Source organism: Janthinobacterium sp. FT14W, from assembly GCF_009208755.1.
Lineage (GTDB): Bacteria > Pseudomonadota > Gammaproteobacteria > Burkholderiales > Burkholderiaceae_D > Janthinobacterium > Janthinobacterium violaceinigrum.
The window spans coordinates 46,191-69,487 of the sequence record NZ_WFLL01000015.1 but is presented as its reverse complement, the minus strand read 5'-3'; the positions used below and the strand labels follow the sequence as shown (position 1 = coordinate 69,487).

The 23,297-nt window shown below is 65.4% G+C and carries 19 protein-coding genes; 11 read left to right on the top strand and 8 right to left on the bottom strand.

Going from position 1 to position 23,297, the window contains the following annotated elements; all coding sequences use genetic code 11:
- Nucleotides 1–113: 113 nt before the first annotated feature.
- The 3 genes from GCN74_RS12585 (at nucleotide 114) to GCN74_RS12575 (ending at nucleotide 5,463) form a co-directional block, all read left to right on the top strand.
- On the top strand, nucleotides 114–959 hold the full coding sequence (locus GCN74_RS12585; RefSeq protein ID WP_152256998.1) for an alpha/beta fold hydrolase: 846 nt from the start codon (nucleotides 114–116) through the stop codon (nucleotides 957–959).
- 271 nt (nucleotides 960–1,230) lie between these two features.
- Entirely contained in the window at nucleotides 1,231–3,360 is a 2,130-nt protein-coding gene (locus tag GCN74_RS12580; RefSeq protein WP_152256997.1) for a DEAD/DEAH box helicase, read from the top strand.
- A gap of 441 nt (nucleotides 3,361–3,801) precedes the next feature.
- A complete protein-coding gene (locus GCN74_RS12575) occupies nucleotides 3,802–5,463 on the top strand; it encodes a PAS domain-containing methyl-accepting chemotaxis protein (protein ID WP_152256996.1) in 1,662 nt (553 codons plus the stop codon).
- A 94-nt stretch (nucleotides 5,464–5,557) separates the two neighbouring features.
- On the opposite strand, the gene bamE is transcribed toward GCN74_RS12575, so the two are convergent.
- From bamE to GCN74_RS12550, 5 genes are all read right to left on the bottom strand, one after another.
- Entirely contained in the window at nucleotides 5,558–5,866 is a 309-nt protein-coding gene (gene bamE / locus GCN74_RS12570; RefSeq protein WP_152256995.1) for an outer membrane protein assembly factor BamE, read from the bottom strand.
- Entirely contained in the window at nucleotides 5,863–6,651 is a 789-nt protein-coding gene (locus tag GCN74_RS12565; protein WP_152256994.1) for a hypothetical protein, read from the bottom strand. Before GCN74_RS12565 ends, bamE begins: the two co-directional genes overlap by 4 nt.
- 208 nt (nucleotides 6,652–6,859) lie before the next feature.
- Nucleotides 6,860–7,219 carry a nucleotide pyrophosphohydrolase gene (locus tag GCN74_RS12560; RefSeq protein WP_152256993.1) on the bottom strand — a complete coding sequence of 120 codons (360 nt, stop codon included), beginning with the start codon at nucleotides 7,217–7,219 and terminating at the stop codon, nucleotides 6,860–6,862.
- Complete coding sequence (locus GCN74_RS12555) at nucleotides 7,216–7,677, bottom strand: GNAT family N-acetyltransferase (RefSeq protein WP_152256992.1); 462 nt, start codon at nucleotides 7,675–7,677, stop codon at nucleotides 7,216–7,218. Before GCN74_RS12555 ends, GCN74_RS12560 begins: the two co-directional genes overlap by 4 nt.
- 35 nt (nucleotides 7,678–7,712) lie before the next feature.
- Nucleotides 7,713–9,155 carry a cytochrome P450 gene (locus GCN74_RS12550; protein WP_226939013.1) on the bottom strand — a complete coding sequence of 481 codons (1,443 nt, stop codon included), beginning with the start codon at nucleotides 9,153–9,155 and terminating at the stop codon, nucleotides 7,713–7,715.
- A 136-nt stretch (nucleotides 9,156–9,291) separates the two neighbouring features.
- Here GCN74_RS12550 and GCN74_RS12545 point away from each other — a divergent pair, with 136 nt between their 5' ends.
- On the top strand, nucleotides 9,292–10,161 hold the full coding sequence (locus tag GCN74_RS12545; RefSeq protein ID WP_152256990.1) for a helix-turn-helix domain-containing protein: 870 nt from the start codon (nucleotides 9,292–9,294) through the stop codon (nucleotides 10,159–10,161).
- A gap of 35 nt (nucleotides 10,162–10,196) precedes the next feature.
- Here the strand turns inward: GCN74_RS12545 and ilvB are convergent, their stop codons facing one another.
- Nucleotides 10,197–11,972: a biosynthetic-type acetolactate synthase large subunit gene (gene ilvB, locus GCN74_RS12540; RefSeq protein WP_152256989.1), complete on the bottom strand. Its 1,776-nt coding sequence runs from the start codon at nucleotides 11,970–11,972 to the stop codon at nucleotides 10,197–10,199.
- A gap of 99 nt (nucleotides 11,973–12,071) precedes the next feature.
- On the opposite strand from ilvB, the gene GCN74_RS12535 reads away from it, so the two are divergent.
- On the top strand, nucleotides 12,072–12,533 hold the full coding sequence (locus GCN74_RS12535; protein ID WP_152256988.1) for an Lrp/AsnC family transcriptional regulator: 462 nt from the start codon (nucleotides 12,072–12,074) through the stop codon (nucleotides 12,531–12,533).
- 96 nt (nucleotides 12,534–12,629) lie between these two features.
- On the top strand, nucleotides 12,630–15,128 hold the full coding sequence (locus tag GCN74_RS12530) for a TonB-dependent receptor (RefSeq protein WP_226939012.1): 2,499 nt from the start codon (nucleotides 12,630–12,632) through the stop codon (nucleotides 15,126–15,128).
- Between the two features lie 4 nt (nucleotides 15,129–15,132).
- Here GCN74_RS12530 and GCN74_RS12525 read toward each other — a convergent pair whose 3' ends face one another.
- Together GCN74_RS12525 and GCN74_RS12520 are read right to left on the bottom strand one after the other, a co-directional pair.
- Entirely contained in the window at nucleotides 15,133–15,801 is a 669-nt protein-coding gene (locus GCN74_RS12525) for a response regulator transcription factor (protein ID WP_226939011.1), read from the bottom strand.
- The gene (locus tag GCN74_RS12520; RefSeq protein WP_152256987.1) at nucleotides 15,798–16,706 is read right to left on the bottom strand and encodes a histidine kinase; all 909 of its coding nucleotides are present in this window, start codon (nucleotides 16,704–16,706) and stop codon (nucleotides 15,798–15,800) included. The genes GCN74_RS12525 and GCN74_RS12520 overlap by 4 nt, the downstream gene beginning before the upstream one ends.
- A 430-nt stretch (nucleotides 16,707–17,136) precedes the next feature.
- On the opposite strand from GCN74_RS12520, the gene GCN74_RS12515 reads away from it, so the two are divergent.
- The 5 genes from GCN74_RS12515 to GCN74_RS12495 all read left to right on the top strand — a co-directional run bounded on the left by GCN74_RS12515 (nucleotide 17,137) and on the right by GCN74_RS12495 (nucleotide 23,293).
- Nucleotides 17,137–17,952: an NF038120 family PEP-CTERM protein gene (locus tag GCN74_RS12515; RefSeq protein ID WP_193317060.1), complete on the top strand. Its 816-nt coding sequence runs from the start codon at nucleotides 17,137–17,139 to the stop codon at nucleotides 17,950–17,952.
- 1 nt (nucleotide 17,953) lies between these two features.
- A complete protein-coding gene (locus GCN74_RS12510) occupies nucleotides 17,954–21,118 on the top strand; it encodes a S8 family serine peptidase (protein ID WP_152256986.1) in 3,165 nt (1,054 codons plus the stop codon).
- 121 nt (nucleotides 21,119–21,239) lie between these two features.
- The gene (locus tag GCN74_RS12505; RefSeq protein ID WP_152256985.1) at nucleotides 21,240–21,893 is read left to right on the top strand and encodes an AIM24 family protein; all 654 of its coding nucleotides are present in this window, start codon (nucleotides 21,240–21,242) and stop codon (nucleotides 21,891–21,893) included.
- A gap of 17 nt (nucleotides 21,894–21,910) precedes the next feature.
- On the top strand, nucleotides 21,911–22,552 hold the full coding sequence (locus GCN74_RS12500; protein ID WP_152256984.1) for an AIM24 family protein: 642 nt from the start codon (nucleotides 21,911–21,913) through the stop codon (nucleotides 22,550–22,552).
- Between the two features lie 3 nt (nucleotides 22,553–22,555).
- Complete coding sequence (locus tag GCN74_RS12495; RefSeq protein WP_152256983.1) at nucleotides 22,556–23,293, top strand: AIM24 family protein; 738 nt, start codon at nucleotides 22,556–22,558, stop codon at nucleotides 23,291–23,293.
- The last annotated feature ends 4 nt before the right edge of the window (nucleotides 23,294–23,297 follow it).

Here is a 23,297-nt window from a genome sequence, read left to right as displayed (position 1 = left end):
GGAAAGCAAAGCAGCGGTAATCTTACTCTACCGCAATGCTCTGGCGTAGCGCGCGGCGCGCGCGAGCCGATTGCGGCCACAATGGCCGCTGGCCCACCGACTAGGAGCGTTCCATGACTGCCACTAACGTGCAATCGAGTAATACCCTGCGTACCGCCGACGGCACCCTGATCTACTACAAGGACTGGGGCAGCGGCCCGCCCGTCGTCTTCAGCCACGGCTGGCCCCTGTCGTCCGACGCCTGGGAAGACCAGATGTTTTATCTGGCTTCGCATGGCTACCGCGTCATCGCGCACGACCGGCGCGGCCATGGCCGCTCCAGCCAGCCCTTCGACGGCAACGACATGGATACCTATGCCGACGACCTGGCCGCCCTGATCGACACCCTGGACTTGACGGGCGCCACCCTGGTGGGCCACTCGACGGGCGGCGGCGAGGTGGCGCGCTACATCGGCCGCCACGGCACGCAGCGCCTGGCGGGCGCCGTGCTCGTGGGCGCCGTGCCGCCGCTGATGCTGCAGACGCCGGACAATCCGCTGGGTTTGCCGCTCTCCGTCTTTGATGGCATCCGCGCGGGCGTGCAGGCCGACCGCAGCGCCTTCTTCCGCGACTTGAGCGAGGCCTTCTATGGCTACAACCGTCCCGGCGCCACCCCGTCGCAGGGCGTGCGCGACAGTTTCTGGCTGCAGGGCATGCAGGCGGGCATGCCGGCCGCCTATCTGTGCATCAAGCAGTTTTCGGAAACGGATTTCACCGGAGACCTGGCCAAATTCGACGTGCCCACGCTGGTGATCCATGGCGACGACGACCAGATCGTGCCCATCGCCGCCTCCGCGCGGCGCACGGCGGAGCTGATCATCGGCAGTAAATTGCTCGTGTATGCGGGTGCGCCGCACGGCCTGGCGACGACGCACAAGGAGCGCCTGAACGAGGACTTGCTGGAGTTCCTGCGCACCTGAAACGGGGCGGGCGCCATGGTATTCGGGCGCCCGCCGTTTCTGTTGCCGTGTAGAACAGGCGCGGGCGGCACATTGTTGTGTATCGTTTAATGTTGGCAAAATCACGCGCCAAATGCGTGCGGATCGCCGATTTTTCTGCCTTTTTTCGGTAGATATGGCGCAAAAAACGGCGTTCTGCGGCATGCAGCCACCCGGTAAGGTCCAGTAAAGAGTAAACTAGCAGATACACTCTTTCGCATTGGGCGATTCGAGCGAACTTGTGAGTGATTTCATGTCTGATACACCAATTTCCTTATTTTCCGACCTTAACCTGAGCGAGCCGCTGGTTCGCGCGCTCAAGGATGTCGGTTACGAAACACCGTCGCCTATCCAGGCGGCCACGATTCCATTATTGCTCGCTAACCGCGACGTGCTGGGCCAGGCGCAAACGGGCACGGGTAAGACCGCCGCCTTCGCCTTGCCTATCCTGTCGCGCATTGATCTGAAACAAAGCTCACCCCAAGCCCTGGTCCTGGCACCGACGCGCGAACTGGCCATCCAGGTCGCCGAAGCGTTCCAGGTGTACGCTGCCCACATCCCCGGCTTCCACGTGCTGCCGATCTACGGCGGCCAAAGCTACGGCCCGCAGCTGTCGGCCCTGCGCCGCGGCGTGCACGTCGTCGTCGGCACCCCTGGCCGCGTCATCGATCACCTGGACAAGGGTTCGCTCGACCTGTCCAAGCTGAAGACCCTGGTGCTGGACGAAGCCGATGAAATGCTGCGCATGGGCTTTATCGACGACGTCGAACGCATCTTGCAAGAAACACCGGAAGGCCATCAAACGGCCCTGTTCTCGGCCACCATGCCTTCCGTCATCAAGCGCATTGCCACGACCTACCTGGTGAACCCGGCCGAAGTAACGGTCGCCGCCAAGACGGGCACGGCCGACAACATCCGCCAGCGCTACTGGCTGGTGTCGGGCATGCACAAGCTCGACGCGCTGACCCGCATCCTGGAAGCGGAAGCGTTTGACGGCATGATCATCTTCGCCCGCACCAAGCTGGGCACGGAAGAGCTGGCCAGCAAGCTGCAGGCACGGGGCTTCTCGGCTGCCGCCATCAATGGCGATATCCAGCAAGCGCAGCGCGAGCGCACGATCCAGCAGTTGAAAGACGGCAAGATCGACATCCTCGTGGCAACCGACGTGGCCGCCCGCGGCCTGGACGTCGAGCGCATCAGCCACGTCGTCAACTACGACGTGCCGCACGATCCGGAAAGCTATACCCACCGCATCGGCCGCACGGGCCGCGCCGGCCGCAGCGGCGAAGCGATTTTGTTCATCACCCCGCGTGAAAAGAACTTGCTGCGCTCCATCGAACGCGCCACGCGCCAGCCGATCGGCATGCTGGAATTGCCAACGATCCAGGCCGTCAACGACGTGCGTATCGCCAAGTTCAAGGAACAGATCAGCGAAACCCTGGCCCTGGGCGAACTGGAGCAGTTCCAGTCGCTGATCGAAGATTTCGAGCGCGAGCAGAACATTCCCGCCATCGAAATCGCTGCCGCCCTGGCGAAGATGGCGCGTGGCAATGTGCCATTGTTGCTGGACAAGAACAAGGCGCGCGAGCAAGCCACCTGGCAAGACGACCGTCCGGCCCGCCAGGATCGCTTTGACCGCCCTGAGCGCAACGAGCGTTTCGAGCGTGGCGACCGCTTCGAGCGCAGCGAGCGCCCGGCCTTCCCGAAAAAGGAACGTATTCAACGTCCAGCCGACGCCGGCATGCAAACCTTCCGCATTGAGGTAGGCCATCAGCATGGCGTGAAGCCTGGCAATATCGTGGGCGCCATCGCCAACGAAGCGGGCATCGATTCGAAAAACATCGGCCGCATTGAAATCTATGACGACTACAGCGTCCTGGACTTGCCAGACAGCATGCCGAAAGAATTGCTGGACCAGCTGAAAACCGTGTGGGTGGCGGGCCAGCAGCTGCGCATCAGCCGCGACGGCGACGCGCCGGACCTGGCGCCGCCAGCCGCGCCGCGCAAGCCGTTTGCCGCCAAGTCCGCGCCAGCGGACGCGGGCGAAGTGGCCCCGCGCGCGCCGAAGAAGGAGCGTCCACGTCCCGGCGTGACGGCTTACCGCATCGAAGTGGGCCGTGAGCACGCCGTAACGCCAAGCAACATCGTCGGCGCCATCGCCAACGAAGCGAACCTGGAAGCCAAGCATATCGGCCGCATCGATATCTTTGACAACTACAGCGTGCTGGACCTGCCGGAAGGCATGCCGCCGGAAATCCTCGACCACCTGAAATCGGTCGTGGTCTCGGGGCAGAAACTGCGCATCAGCCTGGATGACGGCACGACGGAGCGCAAGCCTGCGCCACCGCGTCCGAAGTCGCCACCGCGCAAAACGTTCAAGTAAGCCATCCCTGCGCAGGCGCCTCCCCGGCGCCTGTGTCGCGGATTGGAGACACATCCCCCACTGGCGCGCTCGCGCCAGTTTTTATTTTCCCCCAAGAAACGAATCGTATCGCTCCATTACCAGGGCGGAGGGTTGAATCATGGGTTTCCCCTATTGGATTGCCGTTGCCATCTTTTAATCGGCAGATGCGGCTTGTTTCTCGCGCCCGATAACGATAAATAATATTTAATTAATTATTCATACTGCACGTTATTAAAGTTTTGAATTTCAATAAAGTCAACCAAGTTGATTCAAAATAAATTCTAAAATATAAAATAATTGACTTTTATTAAATTGTTTGACCAGCGTCACTGTCGCCGAGGCGATATATCATGGCTGCTTGATGTGGTATATTGTTTTTATGTTTTTGTTATGCTAGTTGAAAAAAATAGAGGAGCGACGATGCGGGTCAATACGCCTATCACGCAGAATGAATACGTATTAAATGAAGGCATGACGATTGTTTCCACCACGGATTTACAGGGAAACATCAATTACGCCAATCAGTATTTCATTGAGGTCAGCGGCTTTTCAGAAATGGAACTGCTGGGTGCGCCACAGAATATCCTGCGTCATCCCGATATGCCGGCCGAAGCGTTTGCCGACCTGTGGGACACCATCAAGACGGGCATGCCCTGGACCGGCATGGTCAAGAACCGCTGCAAGAATGGCGATTTCTACTGGGTCTTCGCCAATATCACGCCCGTCATCGAAAACGGCCGCCCGATCGGCTATATGTCCGTGCGCACCAAGCCCACGCGCGAGCAGATCAACGAAGCGGCAGCCCTGTATAAAAGCTTCAAGGATGGCAATAGCGCCAACCTGGCGATCCGCAATGGCCGCGTCGTGCGCCAGGGCTGGGCCGCCAAGCTGGCCGAATGGCGCAAGCTGACCCTGTCGCAGGACCTGGCCCTGCATTGCATCGTCTTTGGCGTGGTGCTGGCCATCCTCGGCTGCGCCGTATGGAATATCGATGGCGACACGAGCACGGCCACGCGCAGCTGGCTCAGCGGCGCGGCCGCCGCGGCCGTGGCGCTGATGCTGTATTTCTGGGCGCATCTGCACAATTCCCTCGTCGCACCCTTGGGCGACGCCATCACGGTGGCCCGCAAGATGGCGGGCGGCGACTTGACGGGCGTCATCGACAAGGTGCGCGACGATGACATGGGTCAATTGATGGCCGCCTTGCGCCAGACCAACATCAACCTGCACAGCATCATCGGCGACGTGCGCGCCAACTTCGAGGATATCCGCATCACCACGGCGGAAATTGCCACGGGCAATATGGACTTGTCCAGCCGCACGGAATCGCAAGCGTCCAGCCTGGAGCAGACGGCGGCCAGCATGGAAGAGCTGACCTCCACCGTGCAGAACAGCGCCGACCACGTGGCCACGGCCAACGACCTGGCGGCGCAGGCTTCCACCGTGGCGGCCAAGGGCGGCACCATCGTCAGCGAAGTGGTCACCACGATGGATGAGATCAGCACGTCGTCGCGCAAGATTCTCGACATCATCGGCCTGATCGACGGCATCGCTTTCCAGACGAACATCCTGGCCTTGAACGCGGCCGTGGAAGCGGCCCGCGCGGGCGAGCACGGCCGCGGCTTCGCCGTCGTGGCCGGCGAAGTGCGCAGCCTGGCGCAGCGCTCGGCAACGGCCGCGAAAGAGGTGAAAAACCTGATCGACCACTCGATCGCCACCGTGAATGCGGGCAGCGTGCTGACCAGCAATGCGGGCGCCACCATGACGGAAGTGATCGCTTCGGTGGCCCGCGTGACGGAAGTGATGGACGAGATTTCATCCACCACGCGCGAGCAGAACCAGGGCATCGGGCAAGTCAACCAGGCCGTCATCCACATGGATGGCATCACGCAGCAGAATGCGGCGCTGGTGGAGCAGGCGGCCGCGGCCGCCACCAACCTGGCGCAGCGCACCAACAGCGTGGCCCAGTCGATCGGCATCTTCAAGCTGAAGGCGTCGCCCAAGCGCAAGGCTGCCGGCGTGGGCCGCAGCCCCAGCGTGGCGGCCGGCGTGGCGTCGCGGGCCTTGCTGAAGGCAAGATAATTACCCCAACGGCGAAAGGCTGGGGTCAGTCACTGCGTGACCGGAATGCTTCCCATTGGGAGCATTCCCCCCGGGTTTTGTCTGTGGGTTACTCTTACTTCTTCACCCGGTACACTTCCCCGCTGCGCACCTTCTGCACCACCCCATCCCCGCCAAACAGAATCACATATTCGCCCTGCGCACCCGAGGCCGTCGGGTACGCGTACATCCACACTTCATTGCCGCTGTCGAAACGAATCGAGGTACTGTCTCCCAGCGCTGCGCGCACCTGCTCGCGCGTGCTGCTGCCCGTTTGCACCGTCTGCTCCAGGGTGGCGTACGGCACATTTTTGCTTTCCTGCAAGGCGCGCGTGCCGGAGCAGGCGGCCAGCAGCATCAGCACGCTCAGCGAAAGGCCCTTCATGGCGCCGCCTCGTCCATGTAAGTCAATTCCAGCAGGGTATCGTCCGGCCAGTTTTGGTCCCACAGGGGGGCGTAATACGTGCGGTCAAGCAAGACCTGGCAATCGCAATAGGGCAGCGAGGCGGGCGTCTGCTCGCCGCCCGCGTACAGCATGGTGAACGGCAGGGCCAGCCGGCGTTCGCCGTGCACGAGGGTAACGCCGAACAGGGGACGGTCCGTAAAGAACAGATAATTGCCATCGGGTTCGGAACACACTTTGTCCGTGCTGTAGAGCATGCTGGACAGCCAGGCGATGATTTGCGGGTCGTTCGAGATCAGGCCCGAATCCATGCCGGCGCGACATTCCAGGCGCAAGTCGCCCAGGCGCCGCGTGCCGGGCGGCAAGCCGGGCGTGATGACCTGGGCGCGCCAGCTCATGGTGGTGGCCTTGCGGTTGGCGATCAGCACGGCGTCCTCGCGCGCCGCTTGCGCATTGCGCACGGGGGCAAAGCTGTTGTCCTCGGCCAGGGGCAGGGGGATGCTGACGGTGTCGCCGGCAATGCGCAGCTGCACGCCCCGCATGTCCACGCCCGGCTGGCGCGGCAGCAAACGGAAGCGCAGCACGGCCTGCGGCGCCAGCGCATGGTCGCGCTCGAAGCGGTCCACTCCCTGCAGCATCTTGCGGTAGGATTTATCGACGGGGTCGCGCGTGGCGTCCACTTTCACTTGCGGCACGGGCGCAGTTTGCGCCAGCGCAACAGGGGCGTGGAGCAGGCAGGCGAGCAGCAGGAAGAGAGGGATGCGCATGGCCCGATGCTACGCCTTTTTGGGCGGCAGCCACGCACGGGTGGGAATCAGAGCCTATCCCAGTAGGGAGCGTTTTCTGCTGGCAGTCGATCAGGAGCGCGGACAAGGCGTGAGGAGGACGCGTGGCGAGCCACGCAACGACGAACAACGCAGTCCCCGCTTCTGAGGGGCGCCGGCAGGGGACGTATTCATCTACTGGGATAGGTTCTTAGTACTCGCTATATTTGCGCGCGTCGCCGCGCACCTGCTGCGTCGGGTATTTCTGCGCATTGAGTGCCATCTTTTCCAGCACGGCCCCATGCAGGTCGACGCCGCTCTTGTCGGCCAGGCGCACCAGGTACATCAGCACGTCGGCCAGTTCATGGCGGATGCCCGTGCGCTTCGCCTCGTCCAGTTCGCCATCGGCGCCCGTGGGCAGCCACTGGTAGTGTTCCACCAGTTCCGCCACTTCCACGGACAGGGCCATGGCCAGGTTTTTCGGCGTGTGGAACTGGTCCCAGTCGCGTTCGCTGGCAAAGGCGCGCAGGCGCGCGCGGATGTCGAGCAGGCTGTCGGCGGGCGCGTTCATGCTGCCGCCTGCAACGGTTTTTCCATGAAGACACTGAACGGATCATCCGGATAATCGCCGTACGGTCCGCGCCGCTGGTAGCCGTGGCGCGCGTACAGGGCGATGGCGTCGGGCTGGTGGATGCCCGTTTCCAGGGTCAGCAAGCGGCAGCCGCGCGCCAGCGCCTGTTCTTCCAGCAAGGCCAGCAAGCGTTTCGCCAGGCCCTGGCCGCGGCTGTCCGGGTGCACGTACATGCGCTTGAGTTCGCCGAATGCGGGCGTGACGACGATGGCGCCGCAGGCCCGCGCCGCGCCTGCCGCATCGCGGGCGACGGCAAACAGCAGGCTGTCCGGCGGCAACGATGCCAGGTCCAGCGAGTAGACGCACTCGGCCGGATACAGGGTTTGTTGATAAGCATCAAGCTCGGCGATCAGGGTTTGCACGTCGGCTTGCTGCGGCGATTCCAGGCGGATGGTCATGGGGGAGTCACGTGTATGGGATTTCCCCCATGGTATCACTGCGGCCGCGCCAGGCGCAGCGTCAGGCCGATGGGCGACATCACAAACCCCATCAGTTCCTGCGCCTCGCCGCCATCGGGCGTGTCGACGCCGGCGATATCGAAGCTGCCCAGCAGCATGGCCATGGCGATCTTGATTTCCAACAAGGCCAGATAGCGGCCCGGGCACGTGCGCAAGCCGGCGCCGAAGGGCATCGAAGCGCGCTTGTTGTTTGCCTCGCCGCCCTCGGCCAGCCAGCGTTCGGGCTGGAACGCCTGCGCGTCGGGAAAATGCGCATCGGACACCGTGTCGTGGCGCATCACGCACCACACCAGGGTGCCGGCCGGCACGGCGATATCGCCGATCACCGTGTCGCGCAGCGCCTCGACGGGCAGGAAGGGCGCCACGGGCTTCAGGCGCATGGCTTCGCTGGCGCAGGCGCCCAGGTAGTCGAGGCTGTCCATCTGCTCGATCGTGAAGCGGGCCGCATCGGGCGCCACGCGCCGCACTTCCTCGCGCGCCCGGGCCAGGGTGTGCGGATGGCGCTGCAGCAGATAGATCATCCAGGACACCGTGTTGGCCGTCGTGTCTTCGCCCGCCAGCAGCATGGTCAGCACATTGCCGGCCACGTTGCGGTCGCTCACGCCGCTGCCTTCCAGGTCGGCCGCGGCGATCATCGCTTCGAGCAGGTTGGGCGGACGCTCGCGCCGTGCCGGGTCGTGCGCCATGCGCGTGCGCGCCTGCTGCACCAGGTCGGCCACGGCGGCGGACAGGGCCGCCACGTCGCGATCCAGGCGCCGGTCGACGGGCAGCTTCACGTAGCGCCAGTACGGGAACATCGACAGGCTGCGCCGCGCCACGGCGGGCAGGATGTCGTCCATGTGGCGCTGGATCACGTCTTCGCCCGATTCCAGCGTATTGACTTCCGTGCCGAAGGCCAGGCCGGCGATGATGTCGACCGTGTAGCGTTTCAGGTCGCCATCGAGGTCGATGGCTTGGCCTTGCGTGGCGGCAAGATGCCAGCGCCGTTGCAGGCGCTGGGCCACCGTCACCAGCGCGGGGAAATACGCCTTGATGGCGCCGGGCGCCATGCCGGCCATGACCATGCGGCGCTGGTTGCGCCACTCCGTGCCCTCGGCCAGGAACAGGCCGGGCACGCCGCCCATTTCGTCGGAGACGATGGAACTGCTCAGGGGACGGCGGAAACCGTCGGGCCGGTCGCGCAGCACGGCGCCGACGGCTTCGCTGTCGGCCACCACCAGCACCAGGGTGCGGCCGAACCACGCCCGCAGGTAGGGGCCGTAGCGCTGCACCCACTCTTCCACGTCGCGGTGGATGCGCGTAAGCTTGATCTGCAGGCTGTTGCCGACGATGGGCAGGGCGAACGGCCCCGGCAGGCGGCGGATCTGGCGCAAGGGCCGCGCGATGGCGGGCGCGGCGGCGTGGTCGAGTGGCGGCATGAACATCTCCTGTCGATACGGTGAAAGTATGAGGATTGCTTGCAACAATAGCCATACTCTACGCGATTGCGGTTCCCGTGTATTGAACGTTTACGACAGCGTGGCGCGGCAAAAAAATCCCGCTACAATGGCCGCCATGGCTTCCACACCGGCTCCCGCACCCGCACCCGTCACGCGCCTGATCGCGCCGCGCACCGCGCTCGCCTCCTGCGTGCGGGCCATGCTCGTGCGCGACACCACGGGCTGCGCGCCCTTGCCGCCGGCCCAGCGCCTGAACCGCTTTCCTGCCGTGCCCATGTGCAGCATCATCTGGACCGTCGCGGGCGAGGTGGAAGCGGCCGCGCCCGGCCTGTCGCTGCCGGACGTGCGCATGCCGCCCGCGCTGTTCGGCGGTCCCCGCTCGTATCCGCTGGTCAGCTACAACCCCGGCCCCGTGCATACGTTTGTCGTGATGTTTTACCCGGCCGCCCTGCATGCGTTGACGGGCGTGTCGATGGATGCCTTGCTGGACCAGTTCCGCCCGCTCGATGCCGTGTTTGGCGCCGACTGGCTGGCCCTGTCGGACGCCGTGCTGGCCGCGCCCGATGATGACGTCCGCATGCGCCTGGTGGAAGATTTCCTGGCGCCGCGCTGGCAGGCGGCGCGCAAGAGCGGCGACCATCCTGCCGGCGCCGTGCAGGACTGGGTGCGCCGCCTGGGCGTGCAGGCGGCATCGACGGGCTTGGCCAGCGGCGCGCGCAATATCGAGCGCCGCATCAAGGCCTGGGCCGGCCAGCCCATGCGCACCTTGCGCCGCATGCGCCGCGCGGAACAGCTGTTTCTCGACGAGCGCGGCGCCATCCTGCAAGGCACGGTGTCCTGGTCCGATATCGCCGCCAGCGGCGGTTACGCCGACCAGGCCCATTTCTGCCGCGAGACGCGCGAAATCACGGGGCTGAGCCCTACCGAGCTGGCGCGCGCCATCCGCGACGACGAGAGCTACTGGATCTACAGGATCTGGAATTGAGGGCGTAGGTCGGATTAGCGCGGCCTGGCCTCGCGTCATCCGACCTGCCGTTCGCTGTACACATTTCCTTTGGATAAGGTCACCTCATGGTGGCCCGCGCCGGGCGCCAGCATGGGAAAACAGTTTTCCGCGCCATGCACGCGCACGTCGAGGAAGTAGGGGCCCTCGGAGGCCAGGCAGGCCGCCAGCGCTGCGTCGAGTTCCTCGCGCCGGCCCACCGTGTGCGCCTGCCAGCCGAACGCGCGCGCCAGGGCCACGAAATCGGGCAGCGCTTCCGTGTAGCTGTGGCTGTAGCGCCCGCCATGGATGAGCTCTTGCCACTGGCGCACCATGCCCATGTAGCCATTGTTCGACAGCACCACTTTCACGGGCAGGCGGTGCTGCACGGCCGTGGCCAGTTCCTGGATATTCATCAGGATCGAGGCGTCGCCGCTGACGCACACCACGCGCTTGCGGGGATGGGCGACCTGCGCGCCGATGGCGGCCGGCAAGCCATACCCCATGGTGCCGGCGCCGCCCGAAGTCAGCCAGTGGCGCGGCTGCGCGAAGCGCAAGTGCTGCGCCGCCCACATCTGGTGCTGGCCCACGTCGGTGGAAACGATGGCATCGCCGCCATCCATGCCGTCCAGCGCCGCCTGCAGCCGCCGCATCAGCGCCTGCGGCGCGATCACCTGCGGCGTGTCGTCGAACGCCAGGCTGTCCTGCGCGCGCCAGCCGTCGATGCGCTGCCACCACGGCTGGCGGTCCGCCAGCAAGCGTCCGCGCAGCTGCGCCAGCAGGGCCGCCAGCACGGGCGCGCAATCGCCGCGCAGGGCCACGTCGGCGCGCACCACCTTGCCGATCGAGGCCGGGTCGATATCGACATGGATGATTGTCGCGCCGGGGCAGAAGGCGTCCAGGCGCCCCGTGACGCGGTCGTCGAAGCGGGCGCCCACGCAGACGATGAGGTCCGCGTGGTGCATGGCCAGGTTCGCTTCCAGGGTGCCGTGCATGCCCAGCATGCCCAGGAAGGCCGGGTGCGCGGCGGGAAAGGCACCCAGGCCTAATAAGGTCAGGGTGCAGGGCGCGGCCGCCAGTTTCACCAGCTGGCCGAAGGCGGCGCAGGCATCGAGGCCGGAATTGACGAGGCCGCCGCCGCCATAGAACACGGGCCGGCGAGCGGAGGCGATCAGGCTGGCGGCCCGTTCCAGGTCGGCGAATTCCGGCAGGCGCGCGGCAGGGGCTGTGGCGGCGGCTGGCAGCGGCGTGTGCCGCGTGACGGGCGCCAGCTGCATATCCTTGGGAAAATCGACCAGCACAGGGCCGGGCCGGTCCTGCGTGGCCTGCGCGTACGCTTCGTGCACGACGGCCGCCGTTTCATCGGCCGACCGGATTTGCCGGTTCCACTTGGTGACGGGGCGCGAAATGCCCAGCGCGTCGCACTCCTGGAAGGCGTTCGTGCCGATGCTGGTGCTGGCCACCTGGCCGCTGATGCAGATGACGGGCACCGAATCACACAGGGCGTCGAGCAAGCCCGTGGTGGTATTGCTCATGCCGGGGCCGGACGTGACGAAGACGACGCCGGGCCGGCCCGTGCTGCGCGCATAGCCTTCGGCCGCATGCACGGCCGCCTGTTCGTGGCGCACCAGCACGTGGCGCAGACGGGGCTGGGCATGCAGCGCGTCGTACAGGGGCAGCACGGCGCCGCCCGGATAGCCGAAGACGGTGTCGACGCCCAGCGCCAGCAGGGTGTCGATCAGGATGCTGGCGCCGTTGCGTGGGGCGGCGGTATCGGATGGCGGGGCGAGGAGGGGAGCGGGATCGGGTTTCATGTGCCTATTTTCTGCTTGCCGGTGCAGAAAAGGCTGCTGGTTTTCTCGTATAAAATGCATATTTAAGCAAAATTTGCTGTAAGAATGGGGAAAAGCAGAATGAAACTGGACAAATTCGACCTCGCCATCCTGACGGCCCTGCAGCAGGATGCCCGCATCAGCCTGCACGAGCTGAGCGCCAAGGTGGGCCTGACGTCGTCGCCGTGCTGGGCGCGCATCAAGCGCATGGAAGACGATGGCGTCATCGAAGGCTACACGGTGAACGTCAACGCGGCCAGGGTGGGGCTGGCCGATACCGTCATCGTGCAAGTGACTTTGGACGACCATTCCGACCAGGCGCTGTTCGAGTTCGGCCACGCGCTGGCCATGATCCCGGAAGTGCTGGAAGCGTTTCTCGTCTCCGGCGACTACGATTACTATTTGCGCATCGCCGTGAGCGACACGCGCGACTACGAACGCCTGCTGCGCGAGCGCCTGTATAAAATTCCCGGCATCCGCCACAGCAAATCGAGCTTTGTCTTGCGCCAGCTCAAACAGAGTTACCTGCCTTTGCAACGCTAATCCCCGCACGGCGGGAGTTTTTCCCTAGTCCATCACCCGGTGGCTGTCCGATACTGGACAGTAATAAAAACCACGATAAAACCACTGGGGACCAGCATGAAACTGACTTTATTTGCGGCCGCCACCATGGCGCTGTGCCAGGCGCAGGCCGCCGAACCGGCCGCCGCCAGCCTGGCCGCGCACCTGGCCGCTTCGGGCGACTTGCCCACCGTCGTCATCACGGGCAGCATGCCGCTGCCCACCATGGAGCAGCCGCGCGATACGCTGGCCGCGCCCGTGCAGACGGCCAGCGCCCAGCAGATCGCCCGCAGCGGCGCGCTCGATATTTCTGCCTTCCTGCGCCGCAACCTGGGCAGCGTCTACGTGAACGAGGTGCAGAACAATCCGTTCCAGCCCGACGTCAGCTACCGCGGCTACACGGCCTCCCCCCTGCTGGGCACGCCCCAGGGCCTGTCCGTCTACCTCGACGGCATGCGCCTGAACCAGCCGTTCGGCGACGTCGTCAGCTGGGACCTGATCCCGCGCATGGCCATTGAGTCGCTGACCCTGATGCCGGGCTCGAACCCCCTGTTCGGCCTGAACACCCTGGGCGGCGCCCTGGCTCTGCAGACCAAGGATGGCCGCAGCAGTCCCGGCACGGCCATCGAGGCGCGCCTGGGCTCGCATCAGCGGCGCGCCTTGGAAGTCGAGCATGGCGGCAGCAATGCGCAGGGCTGGCACTGGTACGTGACGGGCAACCGTTTCAAGGAAGAGGGCTGGCGCGACGATTCGCCGTCCGACATGCGCCAGGTGTTTGGCAAGCTGGGCTGGAGCGATGCGCGCACGGACGTTGCCGCCACCGTGGCCCACGCGGACAACGCGCTGACGGGCAACGGCTTGCAGGAACAGCGCATGCTGGCGCGCGATTACCGCAGCGTCTACACCAAGCCGGACTTGACGGAAAACAGGTCGACCCTGCTGAACGTGACGGGCAAGCACCAGGCCGGCGGGGCCTTGCTATTGTCCGGCAATGTGTACTACCGCAAGATCGACACGCACACGTTTAACGGCGACCTGAACGACGAGTCGCTCGACCAGTCCGTCTACCAGCCCGGCGCGGCCGAGCGGGCGGCGCTGGCGGCGGCCGGCTACACGGGCGTTCCCGCCAGCGGCGCGAATGCGGCCAACACACCCTTCCCCAAATGGCGCTGCATCGCCAACGTGCTGCTGAACGATGAACCGGCTGAAAAATGCAACGGCATGCTCAACCGCAGTCATACTGAGCAGGAAAACTATGGGTTTTCGGGCCAGTTCACCGCGCTGGCCGACGTGGCGGGCGCGCGCCATACGCTCACGGCCGGTGCCGCCTACGACGTGAGCCACGCCACGTTCCGCCAGACCAGCCAGTTCGGCTATCTGAACCCGGACCGCAGCATCACGCCCGTGAACTTCTTTGCCGACGGCACGGAAATCGACGACGACGGCACGCCCGTGGACAACCGGGTCGACTTGAGCGGGCGCATGCGCACGTGGAGCGTGTATGCGAGCGACAGCATGGCGTTCACTCAAGATCTGACCTTGACCGTCGCGGGCCGCTACAACCGCAGCACCGTGCGCAACCGCGACGCCATCACGCCCGGCGGCGGCAGCGGTTCGCTCGATGGCGACCACCGTTTCAGCCGCTTCAATCCCGCCATCGGCCTGGCCTATGCGCCGGCCGCAGGCGTGAGCGCCTACCTCGGCTACAACGAAGGCAGCCGCACGCCGACGGCCATCGAACTCGGCTGCGCCGACCCGGAAAACCCGTGCCGCCTGCCCAACGCCATGGCGGGCGACCCGCCCCTGAAGCAGGTGGTGACGAAGACGTGGGAAGCGGGCGTGCGCGGCACGTTCGCCGGCTTGGCCCGCTGGAGCGCGGGCGTGTTCCGCGCGGAAAACCACGACGACATCCTGTTCGTGGCCGACAAGCAGGCGGGCTTCGGCTACTTCAAAAATTTCGGCAAGACGCGCCACCAGGGCGTGGAGCTGGCGCTTGATGGCAAGGCGGGCGCGCTGGACTTCGGCGTCAACTACACGTGGCTGCAGGCCACGTATCAAAGCCGCGAAGTGGTCAACGGCAGCGCCAACAGCAGCAGCGATGCGGCGGCGCCCGGCCTGGAAGGCAATATCGTCATCACGCCCGGCAACAGGATTCCCCTGACACCCAGCCGTATCCTGAAGGCGCACGTGGATTACGAGGGCGGACGCGACTGGACGGTGGGCCTGGCCATGACGGCCGTCTCCAGCGCCTATGCGCGCGGCAATGAAAACAACGGGCACCAGGCGGGCGGTCCGTCCTACCTGGGGCCGGGCAAGAGCGGCGGCTATGCCGTGGTCGAACTGAACGGCAAATACCAGCTGACGCCACGGCTCAGCGTGTTCGGCCAGGTGAATAACTTGTTCGACCGCAAGTACGCGACGGCGGCCCAGCTGGGCGCGACGGGTTTCGATGCCAACGGCAATTTCGCCGCCCGCCCGCTGCCCGCCGTGAATGGCGGCTATCCGATGGTCAACGCGACGTTCTATGCGGCCGGCGCGCCGCGCAGCGTGAACGTGGGCGTGCGCTACGCGTTTTAACGGGTCACAGCTGGCGCTGCTCGATGATGCCGTTGCGCAGCGCCAAGTGGACGAGGGCGGCGGGGCCGGGCACGTCGAGCTTTTCCTTGATGCAAGTCTGGTGGTTGGCCACCGTCTTGCTGCTCACGTGCAGCAGGCGGGCGCAGTCGGCGGCGCTGCGGCCTTCGGCCAGCAGGCGGAAGATTTCGAATTCTCGCTGACTCAGGCTGCTCAAGCGCTGCGCTTCCGCGCTGGCCGCGCCCTGCAGCACGCCGGGCGCGCTGTGCGGGTCCAGGTAGCGCCGGCCCGCGTGGGCGGCGCGCACGGCGTCGACCAGGTGTTCCGGGTCGGCTTGCTTGCTGACGAAGCCGCAGGCACCGCCATCGAGCGCGCGCGCGATCAGCTGCGGCGTGTCGTGCATGCTGAACACCAGCACGCGGGCAGCCGCATCGCGCGCAAGCAGCTTGCGCAGCAATTCCAGGCCGCCGATGCCGGGCATGGACAGGTCCGTCACGCAGACGTCGGGCGCCTGCTCCAGGTACAAGCCATACGCCGTTTCGCCATTGCCCGCCTCGGCCACGACGGCGATGTCGCCGCCCTGTTCCAGCAGGCGCCGGTAGCCCGTGCGCACCACGGGATGGTCGTCCACCAGCATCACGCGGATCGGCCGCATGCCGCTGTGCATGGCGCTCATGCCGCGCACCGGGCGGCCAGGGCCACTTCGATGCGCAAGCCGTTGCCCAGCGCGCTGATCCAGCGGATATGGCCGCGCAGGCCCGCCACGCGCTCGCGCATGCCCAGCATGCCGAAACCGGATTCCTGCTGCGCATCCTGGCGCAAACCCTGGCCGTTGTCTTCGATGGCCAGGTGCAGCAAGCCGTGCGCATCGGCGCGCAATTCCACCGTGGCACGATCGGCCCCCGCGTGGCGCGCCACGTTCGTCAAGCCTTCCTGCACTAGGCGGTAGATGGCGGTGGCGGTACTGTCGTCGAGGCCGGCGGGGATGGCGTGCGGCGCGAAATGGCAGGCGATGCCGTGCTGCTGCGCCCAGCTGTCGCACAGCGCCTGCAGGGCCGCTTCCAGGCCCAGGCTGTCGAGCACGGGCGGGCGCAGCCGGCGCAGCATGGTGCGCACCATCGCATGCAGCGCTTCCGAGGAGCGGGCGATGCTGGCGGCGCACGCCTGCACGTTTGCCAGGTCGTTTGCGCCGGCGCGCAGGATGTAGCTGGCGGCTGCGCGGATGGCCGTGCAGTCCTGTCCCACTTCATCGTGCAGTTCGCGCGCCAGCGCGCAGCGTTCCTCTTCCTGCGCGCGCAGCAGGCGCTGCGTGAGGGCGCGGTTCTGCGCCAGCAGCAGCGCCACCTGGCGTTCCCGCCGCACGGCAAGACCGGCCAGCGCCAGTACCAGCACCAGCAGGCTCAGCGCCAGTTCATCGAGCTGCCAGTGTTCCTGCCGGGCGAATGCCTGCGTCAGCCGTTCGGCCAGGTCCAGCCTGGCGGCCAGCAGGAAAAAAGCCAGCGCCAGGGCGCAGCACATGATGCTGCGCCGGGCCGGGCGCATGCCTGTGCGGCCGCTGGCGGCCAGTTGGTCGTGTTGCATGATGCTGCTCCCTGAGCACGGTCGATCTTCTTGTTGTGCAAGCTTCATGCCATCGGCGCAGGGGGGCGGAGGGGCACGTCATGCGTTGCGCGGGGGGACAGGCAAGTGTTCCAGGATGGAACAGGTGTACCGCGAAGTGACGGTCGCGCCAGGCGCGGTTTTCGAGCTTATCCGAAGTTGCGCCCACCCGCTGGCGCGCACGCCAGGATTGCCATGAATTGTTGTTCAAATGTAACGTTGAGATTGCTCAAGCTTTCATAGATAAAACAAAACAAAGTTTCGTGGAGTTAGATAAAAAATAAATAAATGATATTAAAAATATGCTATTTGTTTTATGCGATTTGCTATATTTGTTGACACTTTTGTGAAAAAGCTGAAAGCGGGCATCAGACCTGCCGACCTATCTATCCACAACAATCAAGGGAATAGAATGAATCGTTTATCACCTGCGCGGGTATCGCCCGCCACCGTCAATCCGCCCGCTATCCGCGGTCGCGCCACCGTCCTTGCCGCGCTGGCCGGCTTGTCCGTGCTGGCCTCGGCGCCGGCCATGGCCGATGTCCTGAGCTTCGACTCGCTGCGTCCCGATGTCTATGAAAGCGGCCAGACGCTCAATACGTCGAGCTACAACCTGCTGTTCCTGGCCGATCCGACCACGGCGGCCGGCGGCGGCGTCAGCGGCGTGGGCGCCATCCTCGATGGCCGCGTGGGCTCGTCGTGCGATATCGCCGCCTGCCCGCAGGGCGCCACCGGCAATTACCTGGCCATTCTCAACGATGGCGGCGTGAGTTTCTCGCGCGCCGACCGCCAGGCATTCACCCTGGCCGGTTTCGATTATTCCTTCATCGCCCCCGTGTCCGGCTTGCCCAACCAGAATTGGGGCCAGCTGCAGCTGAACGGCATCTTGAGCGACGGCCAGGTGATTAGCACCTCGCTGGCGTTTCCCGGCCAGGGCAGCGACGGCAATTACCATTTCCAGAGCGCTTCGCTGCTGGCGGGCTTCAGCAACTATGCGTTTACGGGCCTGACCTTCAATGCGTGCATCTTCAACGATACGGGCGCGTGCAGCAATTCCCTCGATTTCCCCGCCTTCAACCAGGGTCAGTTCGCGCTCGACAATATCAACATCAGCGCCGTGCCGGAACCGTCGACCTACATGCTGATGCTGGCCGGCCTGGGCGCCATCGGCATGCTGTCGCGCCGCCGCACCGGCAAGTTCGCCGTCTCCACCGTGCAAGGAGCGTAAGATGAAATTACGTCCCGTTTCGCTCGGTATTCTCCTGCTGGCCGCCAGCCTGGCGCAAGCAGCCCAGGCGCAGGAGCGTCGTTCCTACATCGTGCAGCTGGTCGACAAGCCGGCCGCCACCTATACGGGCCAGGTCGACGGCCTGGCCGCCACCAAGCCCGCCCCGGGCGCGCGCATCAATGTGGGCGCCGCCGACGTGCAGGCTTACCTGAACTACCTCGACACCAAACAGGCCGCCGTGGCCGGCACCGTCAGCGCGGCCGAAATCACGCACCAGTACAGCGTCGTCTTCAACGGCTTTTCCGCCTTGCTGACGGACGATGAAGTGCGGGCCCTGAAGAAAAACAGCGGCGTGGCCAGCATCAGCGCCGACTCCATCCTGCAGCTCGACACCAGCTACACGCCCAGCTTCCTGGGCCTGGACAAGCCGGGCGGCATCTGGGAGCAGCTGGGCGGCAAGGCGCACGCGGGCGAAGACATCATCATCGGCATCGTCGACAGCGGCATCTGGCCAGAGAACACGGCCTTTGCCGACCGCCTCGACGAGAACGGCGTGCCCAGCCACAGCGGCAACAACGTCGTGTACGGCGCGCCGCCGGCCAGCTGGCAGGGCACTTGCCAGACGGGCGAAGGCTTTTCCGCCGAGAATTGCAACAACAAGCTGATCGGCGCGCGCTACTACCGCGCCGCCACGTCCGCGCTGCACTGGACGGAATTCCTGTCGCCGCGCGATTCCGTCGCCGGCCTGACGGGACACGGCGGCCATGGCACGCACACGGCGTCCACGGCGGGCGGCAACAACGGCGCCCTGGCCACCTCGAACGGCGTATCGCTGGGCAAGGCTTCGGGCATGGCGCCGCGCGCCCGCATCGCCGCCTATAAGGTGTGCTGGACGGCCGCCTCGACGGGCCGCAACGGCTGCGCCACGGCCGACAGCGTGGCCGCCATCGACCAGGCGGTCAAGGATGGCGTCAACGTCATCAACTTTTCCATCGGCCCGAACGCGGGCGGCGGCGCCTTCGACGAACCGACGGAAGTGGCCTTCCTCGGCGCGGCGGCCGCCGGCGTGTTTGTCGCCACTTCCGGCGGCAATTCCGGTCCGGCCACGCCCGCACCGGACGTGCCGGCGCCCGTGTCGCACATCAGCCCCTGGCTGGCGACGGTGGCCAACTCCACCCACAACCGCCTGTACGCGGCCAACGTGATCCTCAGCAGCGGCACGAAACTGGAAGGCGCATCGAGCAATGCGAAGACGCCCGCGCTGCCGTTGATCCAGGCGCGCGACGCGGGCCTGGCCGGCGTGTCGCCGACGGATGTCAACCTGCTGCGCTGCTTCGGCGTGGCCGATGCCACGTCGGCTTACCTGGACCCGGCGAAAGTGGCGGGCAAGGTGCTGGTGTGCGACCGGGGCGGCAACGTGCTGGTCAACAAGAGCGCGAATGCCAAAACGGCGGGTGCGGCGGGCGTGATCATCGCCAACGTGGCCGGTGGCGCCAACACCATCATCAACCAGGCGCATGCGCTGTCGACCGTGCACCTGGCGCAGGCGCAGGGCGACGCGCTGAAGGCCTTCATGGCGGCGACGCCCGATGGCACGGCCGCGCTGGGCGAGGTGCATACGATACCGGACACCACGGTGCTGGCGCCGATCGTCAGCGACCGCTCTTCGCGCGGCCCGAACGTGGCCAACGCGAACATCCTGAAACCGGACCTGTCGGCGCCCGGCACCAACGTGCTGGCCGGCGTGACGGCCGACCTGACGCAGGCGCAGCGCGATGCCGTGGCGGCGGGCGGCGTGGCGCCGGCGGCCGAATGGGATTTCTATTCCGGCACTTCGATGGCCAGCCCGCACGTGGCGGGCGTGGCGGCACTGCTCAAGCAGCAGCATCCTGACTGGTCGCCTGCTGCCATCAAGTCGGCGCTGATGACGACGGCCTTCAGCACCTATTCGGACGGCTTGAACGGTTCCGTGTCGTGGGATGCCACGGCGAAGAACTCGGGCCAGCTGCCGTGGGGCCAGGGCGCCGGCCACATCGCGCCGAATGGCGCGGCCGACCCGGGCCTCGTGTACGACATGTCGGAAATCGACTATGCGCGCTTCCTGTGCGGCCTGAACCTGAAGGTCTACAGCGCCGCCACCTGCCAGGCCATCGGCAGCATCGCTGCCTACAACCTGAACCTGGCGTCGCTGACGGCGGCCAATGTGCTGGGCACGCAAACCCTGACGCGCACGGTGACGAACGTGGGCGCCGGCAGCGCCGTCTACACCGTCTCGGCCAGCCTGCCCGGCTACACGGTGGCGGTGACGCCTACCAGCCTGAACCTGGCACCGGGCGCCAAGGGCCAGTACCAGGTCAAGCTGACGCGCACCACGGCGCCGGCCAATACCTGGACGTACGGCGCCCTGAGCTGGACGGACGGCACGCACACGGTGCGCAGCCCGCTGACGGCGCGCGGCACCTCGCTGGCCGCCATTCCGCTGGTCAGCAGCGAAGCGGCCACGGGCAGCAAGGTGCTGACCCTGGGCACGGGCTTCTCGGGTGCGCTGGCCAGCGTCAAGTCGGGTCTCGTCGAAGCCGTGCGTGAAACGCGCACGATCGGCCAGGCAACGACGGGCGCCGCCGCATCGGCCGCCTGCAAGGCCGGTGGCGCCACGGGCGTGAACGTGCACAATGTGGTGATACCGGCCGGCACCCTGGCGGCGCGTTTCGCCACCTACGACGCGGAAACGACGGGCGGCGCGCATACCGACATGGACATGGAGGTCTACAACGCCGCCAATGTGCTGGTCGGCAGCAGCGGCAACGAAAGTTCCAACGAGCAAGTGGAACTGCGCCTGCCCGCCGCCGGCACCTACAAGGTGTGCGTGATCGGATTTGCGCCGCAAAACGGCCAGGCCGACTACACCTTGTCGTCGTGGGTACTGGCGCCGGGCTTGTCCAACGGCAGCTTCAAGGCGCTGATGCCTGGCACGGCCTTCACGGGCGGTACGGCGACTGTCTCGCTGAGCTGGTCCAACCTGGCCGAAGGCAAGCGCCACCTGGGCGCCGTCGGCTACCAGGTGGCCGGCGTGGTGCAGGGCGTCACGGTGGTGGAAGTCAATACCAATGATCCCGTGCCGCTGTTCCAGAACGCGCGCGGCGCCAGGCCGGTGCTGGCCGAGTAATCGGCTGCTGGTGTGAACGCAAGGCGTGCCTTTGGGCACGCCTTTTTTTATTGTCCTCCCCCCGTTCGGGAGGAATAGCGCTTGCATGGCGGTAACGCCACCGGTATCTTGTCGGACAGCCATGGCTTTGTGCCCTGGCATTCTTGGGGAGTCGCGCGTGACCAGTTTCCGCACCAATACCGACCGCCTGCTGGAAGTGCGCCTGCAGGAGGAAAAAGTGCTGGCCATTGCCGGCGCCATGGTCGCCTATACGGGCAGCATCAAATTTGAAAAATCCCTGCTCGGTGGCGAGGGTATCTTTGGCGCGCTCAAGCGCAAGGTGACGAACGAAGGCATGCAGGTGATGCAGGCCAGCGGCACGGGCACCGTGTTTTTCGCGCAGAATGCGGCCGAGATCACCGTTATCCCGTTGACGGGCGAAAAGCTGACCATCGAAAGCAGCAGCCTGCTGGCCTACGACACCAGCCTGAAGACGGGCACGAGCTTTGCCGGCTTGCGCGGCGCCAGTTCGGGCCAGGGCCTGTTTTCCACCACCGTCGAAGGCCACGGCAACCTGGCCGTCATTTCGCGCGGCAACCTGATCATGCTGGAAGTGACGCCGGCGCACCCGCTGCGCGTGGACCCGGACGCCTTCGTCGGCTTCAAGGGCGACATCCGCCAGGAATTCGTCTTCGACGTCAACTGGCGCACCATGATCGGCCAGAGCTCGGGCGAATCGTACCAGCATAAATTCACAGGCCAGGGCGTGGTGTTCATCCAGCCCGCCGAACGTTAAGTCAGCGAGGACCCGCGATGCCTGTCTATCAGCAGATCAATGAAAAGATGCTCGAGGTTAAACTCGGCAATGAAGAAGTCTTCGCGCGCAAGGGCGCCATGGTGTCCTACCAGGGCGACGTGGCGTTCAGCCGCTCCTTCCTGGCCGGCCAGGGCGTGCAAAGCCTGGCCATGCGCGCCGTCACGCACGAGGGCTATGCCCTGATGTCGGCGCGCGGCACGGGCAGCGTGTTTTACGCGCAGGGCGGCCTGTTCGTCACCATCGTCCCCGTGCGCGGCGAAACCTTCTATGTGGAAAGCGACTCCCTGCTGGCCTTCGATGCGCGCCTGACGGCCGGCACCATGTTTCTCGGTAATCAGGGCGGCGTGCAGGGCGTGGTGCGCGGCATGGCCTCGGGCCAGGGCTTGTTTACCACCACCTTGCAAGGCACGGGCGAAGTGGCGATCCTGTCCGACGGCAACGCCATCGGCTTGCTCGTCACGCCGGACGTGCCCGTGTTCGTGGACCCGCAAGCGTATATCGGCCACACGGGGCAGTTGAGCTCGACCATCGTCACGGACCTGAACTGGAAAACCTTCGTCGGCCAGGCATCGGGTGAGTCCTACCAGGTGAAGTTTGCGGGCCAGGGCACGGTCTACATCCAAGCGAGCGAAAGGTAAGCCATGACGATTTACAATCCCGATACCTTGCCGAAGAACGATAACCTGAACCGTTTTTCGTATGTCATCGACGTCAAGGAACAGATCTTCATTCGCAAGGGCAAGATGATCGCCTTCTATGGCGAGCTGCGCTTCGAATCCATGGGCAGCAGCGTGCTCGACCTGATCGTGCGCAATGCCTTCAATGCCCCCAAGTATGTGCACCACTTTGTCGTGGCGCAAGGGCAGGGCCAATTGATCCTGGGCGACAATGGCAACGACCTGGCGTGCTACGACCTGGACAACGCCAACATGACCATCCGCGCGAAAAACCTGCTGGGTTTTACCAAGGACGTGATTTGCCAGGAATCGACCCTGCCCGGCTATCTGACCATGATAGGCACGGGCAAAGTGATCGCCTCGTCGAACGGCCCCGTGCATTTCCTGGAGTTGCCGTGCCGCGTGGACGAGCAGGCCGTGCTGGGCTGGGCCGACTGCCCCAGCCCGTCCTACCACTACGACTACGCCCACGTACAGGGCTGGGCCTCGGCCGCCGGCGCGCTCACGGGTTTCAGTTTGTCGGGCGAGGAAAAGCAGATCGACTTCACGGGCGCCGGCACGGTGCTGGTGCAGTCGTCCGAACTGGACGTGACGGGCAGTTCCGCCCTGGCCCAGCTGCTGGCGCAATTACCGCTGCTGGGCAAGGAAGACCTGGGTACCTTGAGTCTTTCTGTCCAGCAGCAGATGAAGGATGCTCGTTAGCTTA

Bases quoted from the DNA above. Each gene is read 5' to 3' on its own strand.
- GCN74_RS12585 (WP_152256998.1), top strand. From the start codon at position 114: ATGACTGCCACTAACGTGCAATCGAGTAATACCCTGCGTACCGCCGAC.
- GCN74_RS12580 (WP_152256997.1), top strand. From the start codon at position 1,231: ATGTCTGATACACCAATTTCCTTATTTTCCGACCTTAACCTGAGCGAG.
- GCN74_RS12575 (WP_152256996.1), top strand. From the start codon at position 3,802: ATGCGGGTCAATACGCCTATCACGCAGAATGAATACGTATTAAATGAA.
- bamE (WP_152256995.1), bottom strand. From the start codon at position 5,866: ATGAAGGGCCTTTCGCTGAGCGTGCTGATGCTGCTGGCCGCCTGCTCC.
- GCN74_RS12565 (WP_152256994.1), bottom strand. From the start codon at position 6,651: ATGCGCATCCCTCTCTTCCTGCTGCTCGCCTGCCTGCTCCACGCCCCT.
- GCN74_RS12560 (WP_152256993.1), bottom strand. From the start codon at position 7,219: ATGAACGCGCCCGCCGACAGCCTGCTCGACATCCGCGCGCGCCTGCGC.
- GCN74_RS12555 (WP_152256992.1), bottom strand. From the start codon at position 7,677: ATGACCATCCGCCTGGAATCGCCGCAGCAAGCCGACGTGCAAACCCTG.
- GCN74_RS12550 (WP_226939013.1), bottom strand. From the start codon at position 9,155: ATGCCGCCACTCGACCACGCCGCCGCGCCCGCCATCGCGCGGCCCTTG.
- GCN74_RS12545 (WP_152256990.1), top strand. From the start codon at position 9,292: ATGGCTTCCACACCGGCTCCCGCACCCGCACCCGTCACGCGCCTGATC.
- ilvB (WP_152256989.1), bottom strand. From the start codon at position 11,972: ATGAAACCCGATCCCGCTCCCCTCCTCGCCCCGCCATCCGATACCGCC.
- GCN74_RS12535 (WP_152256988.1), top strand. From the start codon at position 12,072: ATGAAACTGGACAAATTCGACCTCGCCATCCTGACGGCCCTGCAGCAG.
- GCN74_RS12530 (WP_226939012.1), top strand. From the start codon at position 12,630: ATGAAACTGACTTTATTTGCGGCCGCCACCATGGCGCTGTGCCAGGCG.
- GCN74_RS12525 (WP_226939011.1), bottom strand. From the start codon at position 15,801: ATGAGCGCCATGCACAGCGGCATGCGGCCGATCCGCGTGATGCTGGTG.
- GCN74_RS12520 (WP_152256987.1), bottom strand. From the start codon at position 16,706: ATGCAACACGACCAACTGGCCGCCAGCGGCCGCACAGGCATGCGCCCG.
- GCN74_RS12515 (WP_193317060.1), top strand. From the start codon at position 17,137: ATGAATCGTTTATCACCTGCGCGGGTATCGCCCGCCACCGTCAATCCG.
- GCN74_RS12510 (WP_152256986.1), top strand. From the start codon at position 17,954: ATGAAATTACGTCCCGTTTCGCTCGGTATTCTCCTGCTGGCCGCCAGC.
- GCN74_RS12505 (WP_152256985.1), top strand. From the start codon at position 21,240: ATGGCTTTGTGCCCTGGCATTCTTGGGGAGTCGCGCGTGACCAGTTTC.
- GCN74_RS12500 (WP_152256984.1), top strand. From the start codon at position 21,911: ATGCCTGTCTATCAGCAGATCAATGAAAAGATGCTCGAGGTTAAACTC.
- GCN74_RS12495 (WP_152256983.1), top strand. From the start codon at position 22,556: ATGACGATTTACAATCCCGATACCTTGCCGAAGAACGATAACCTGAAC.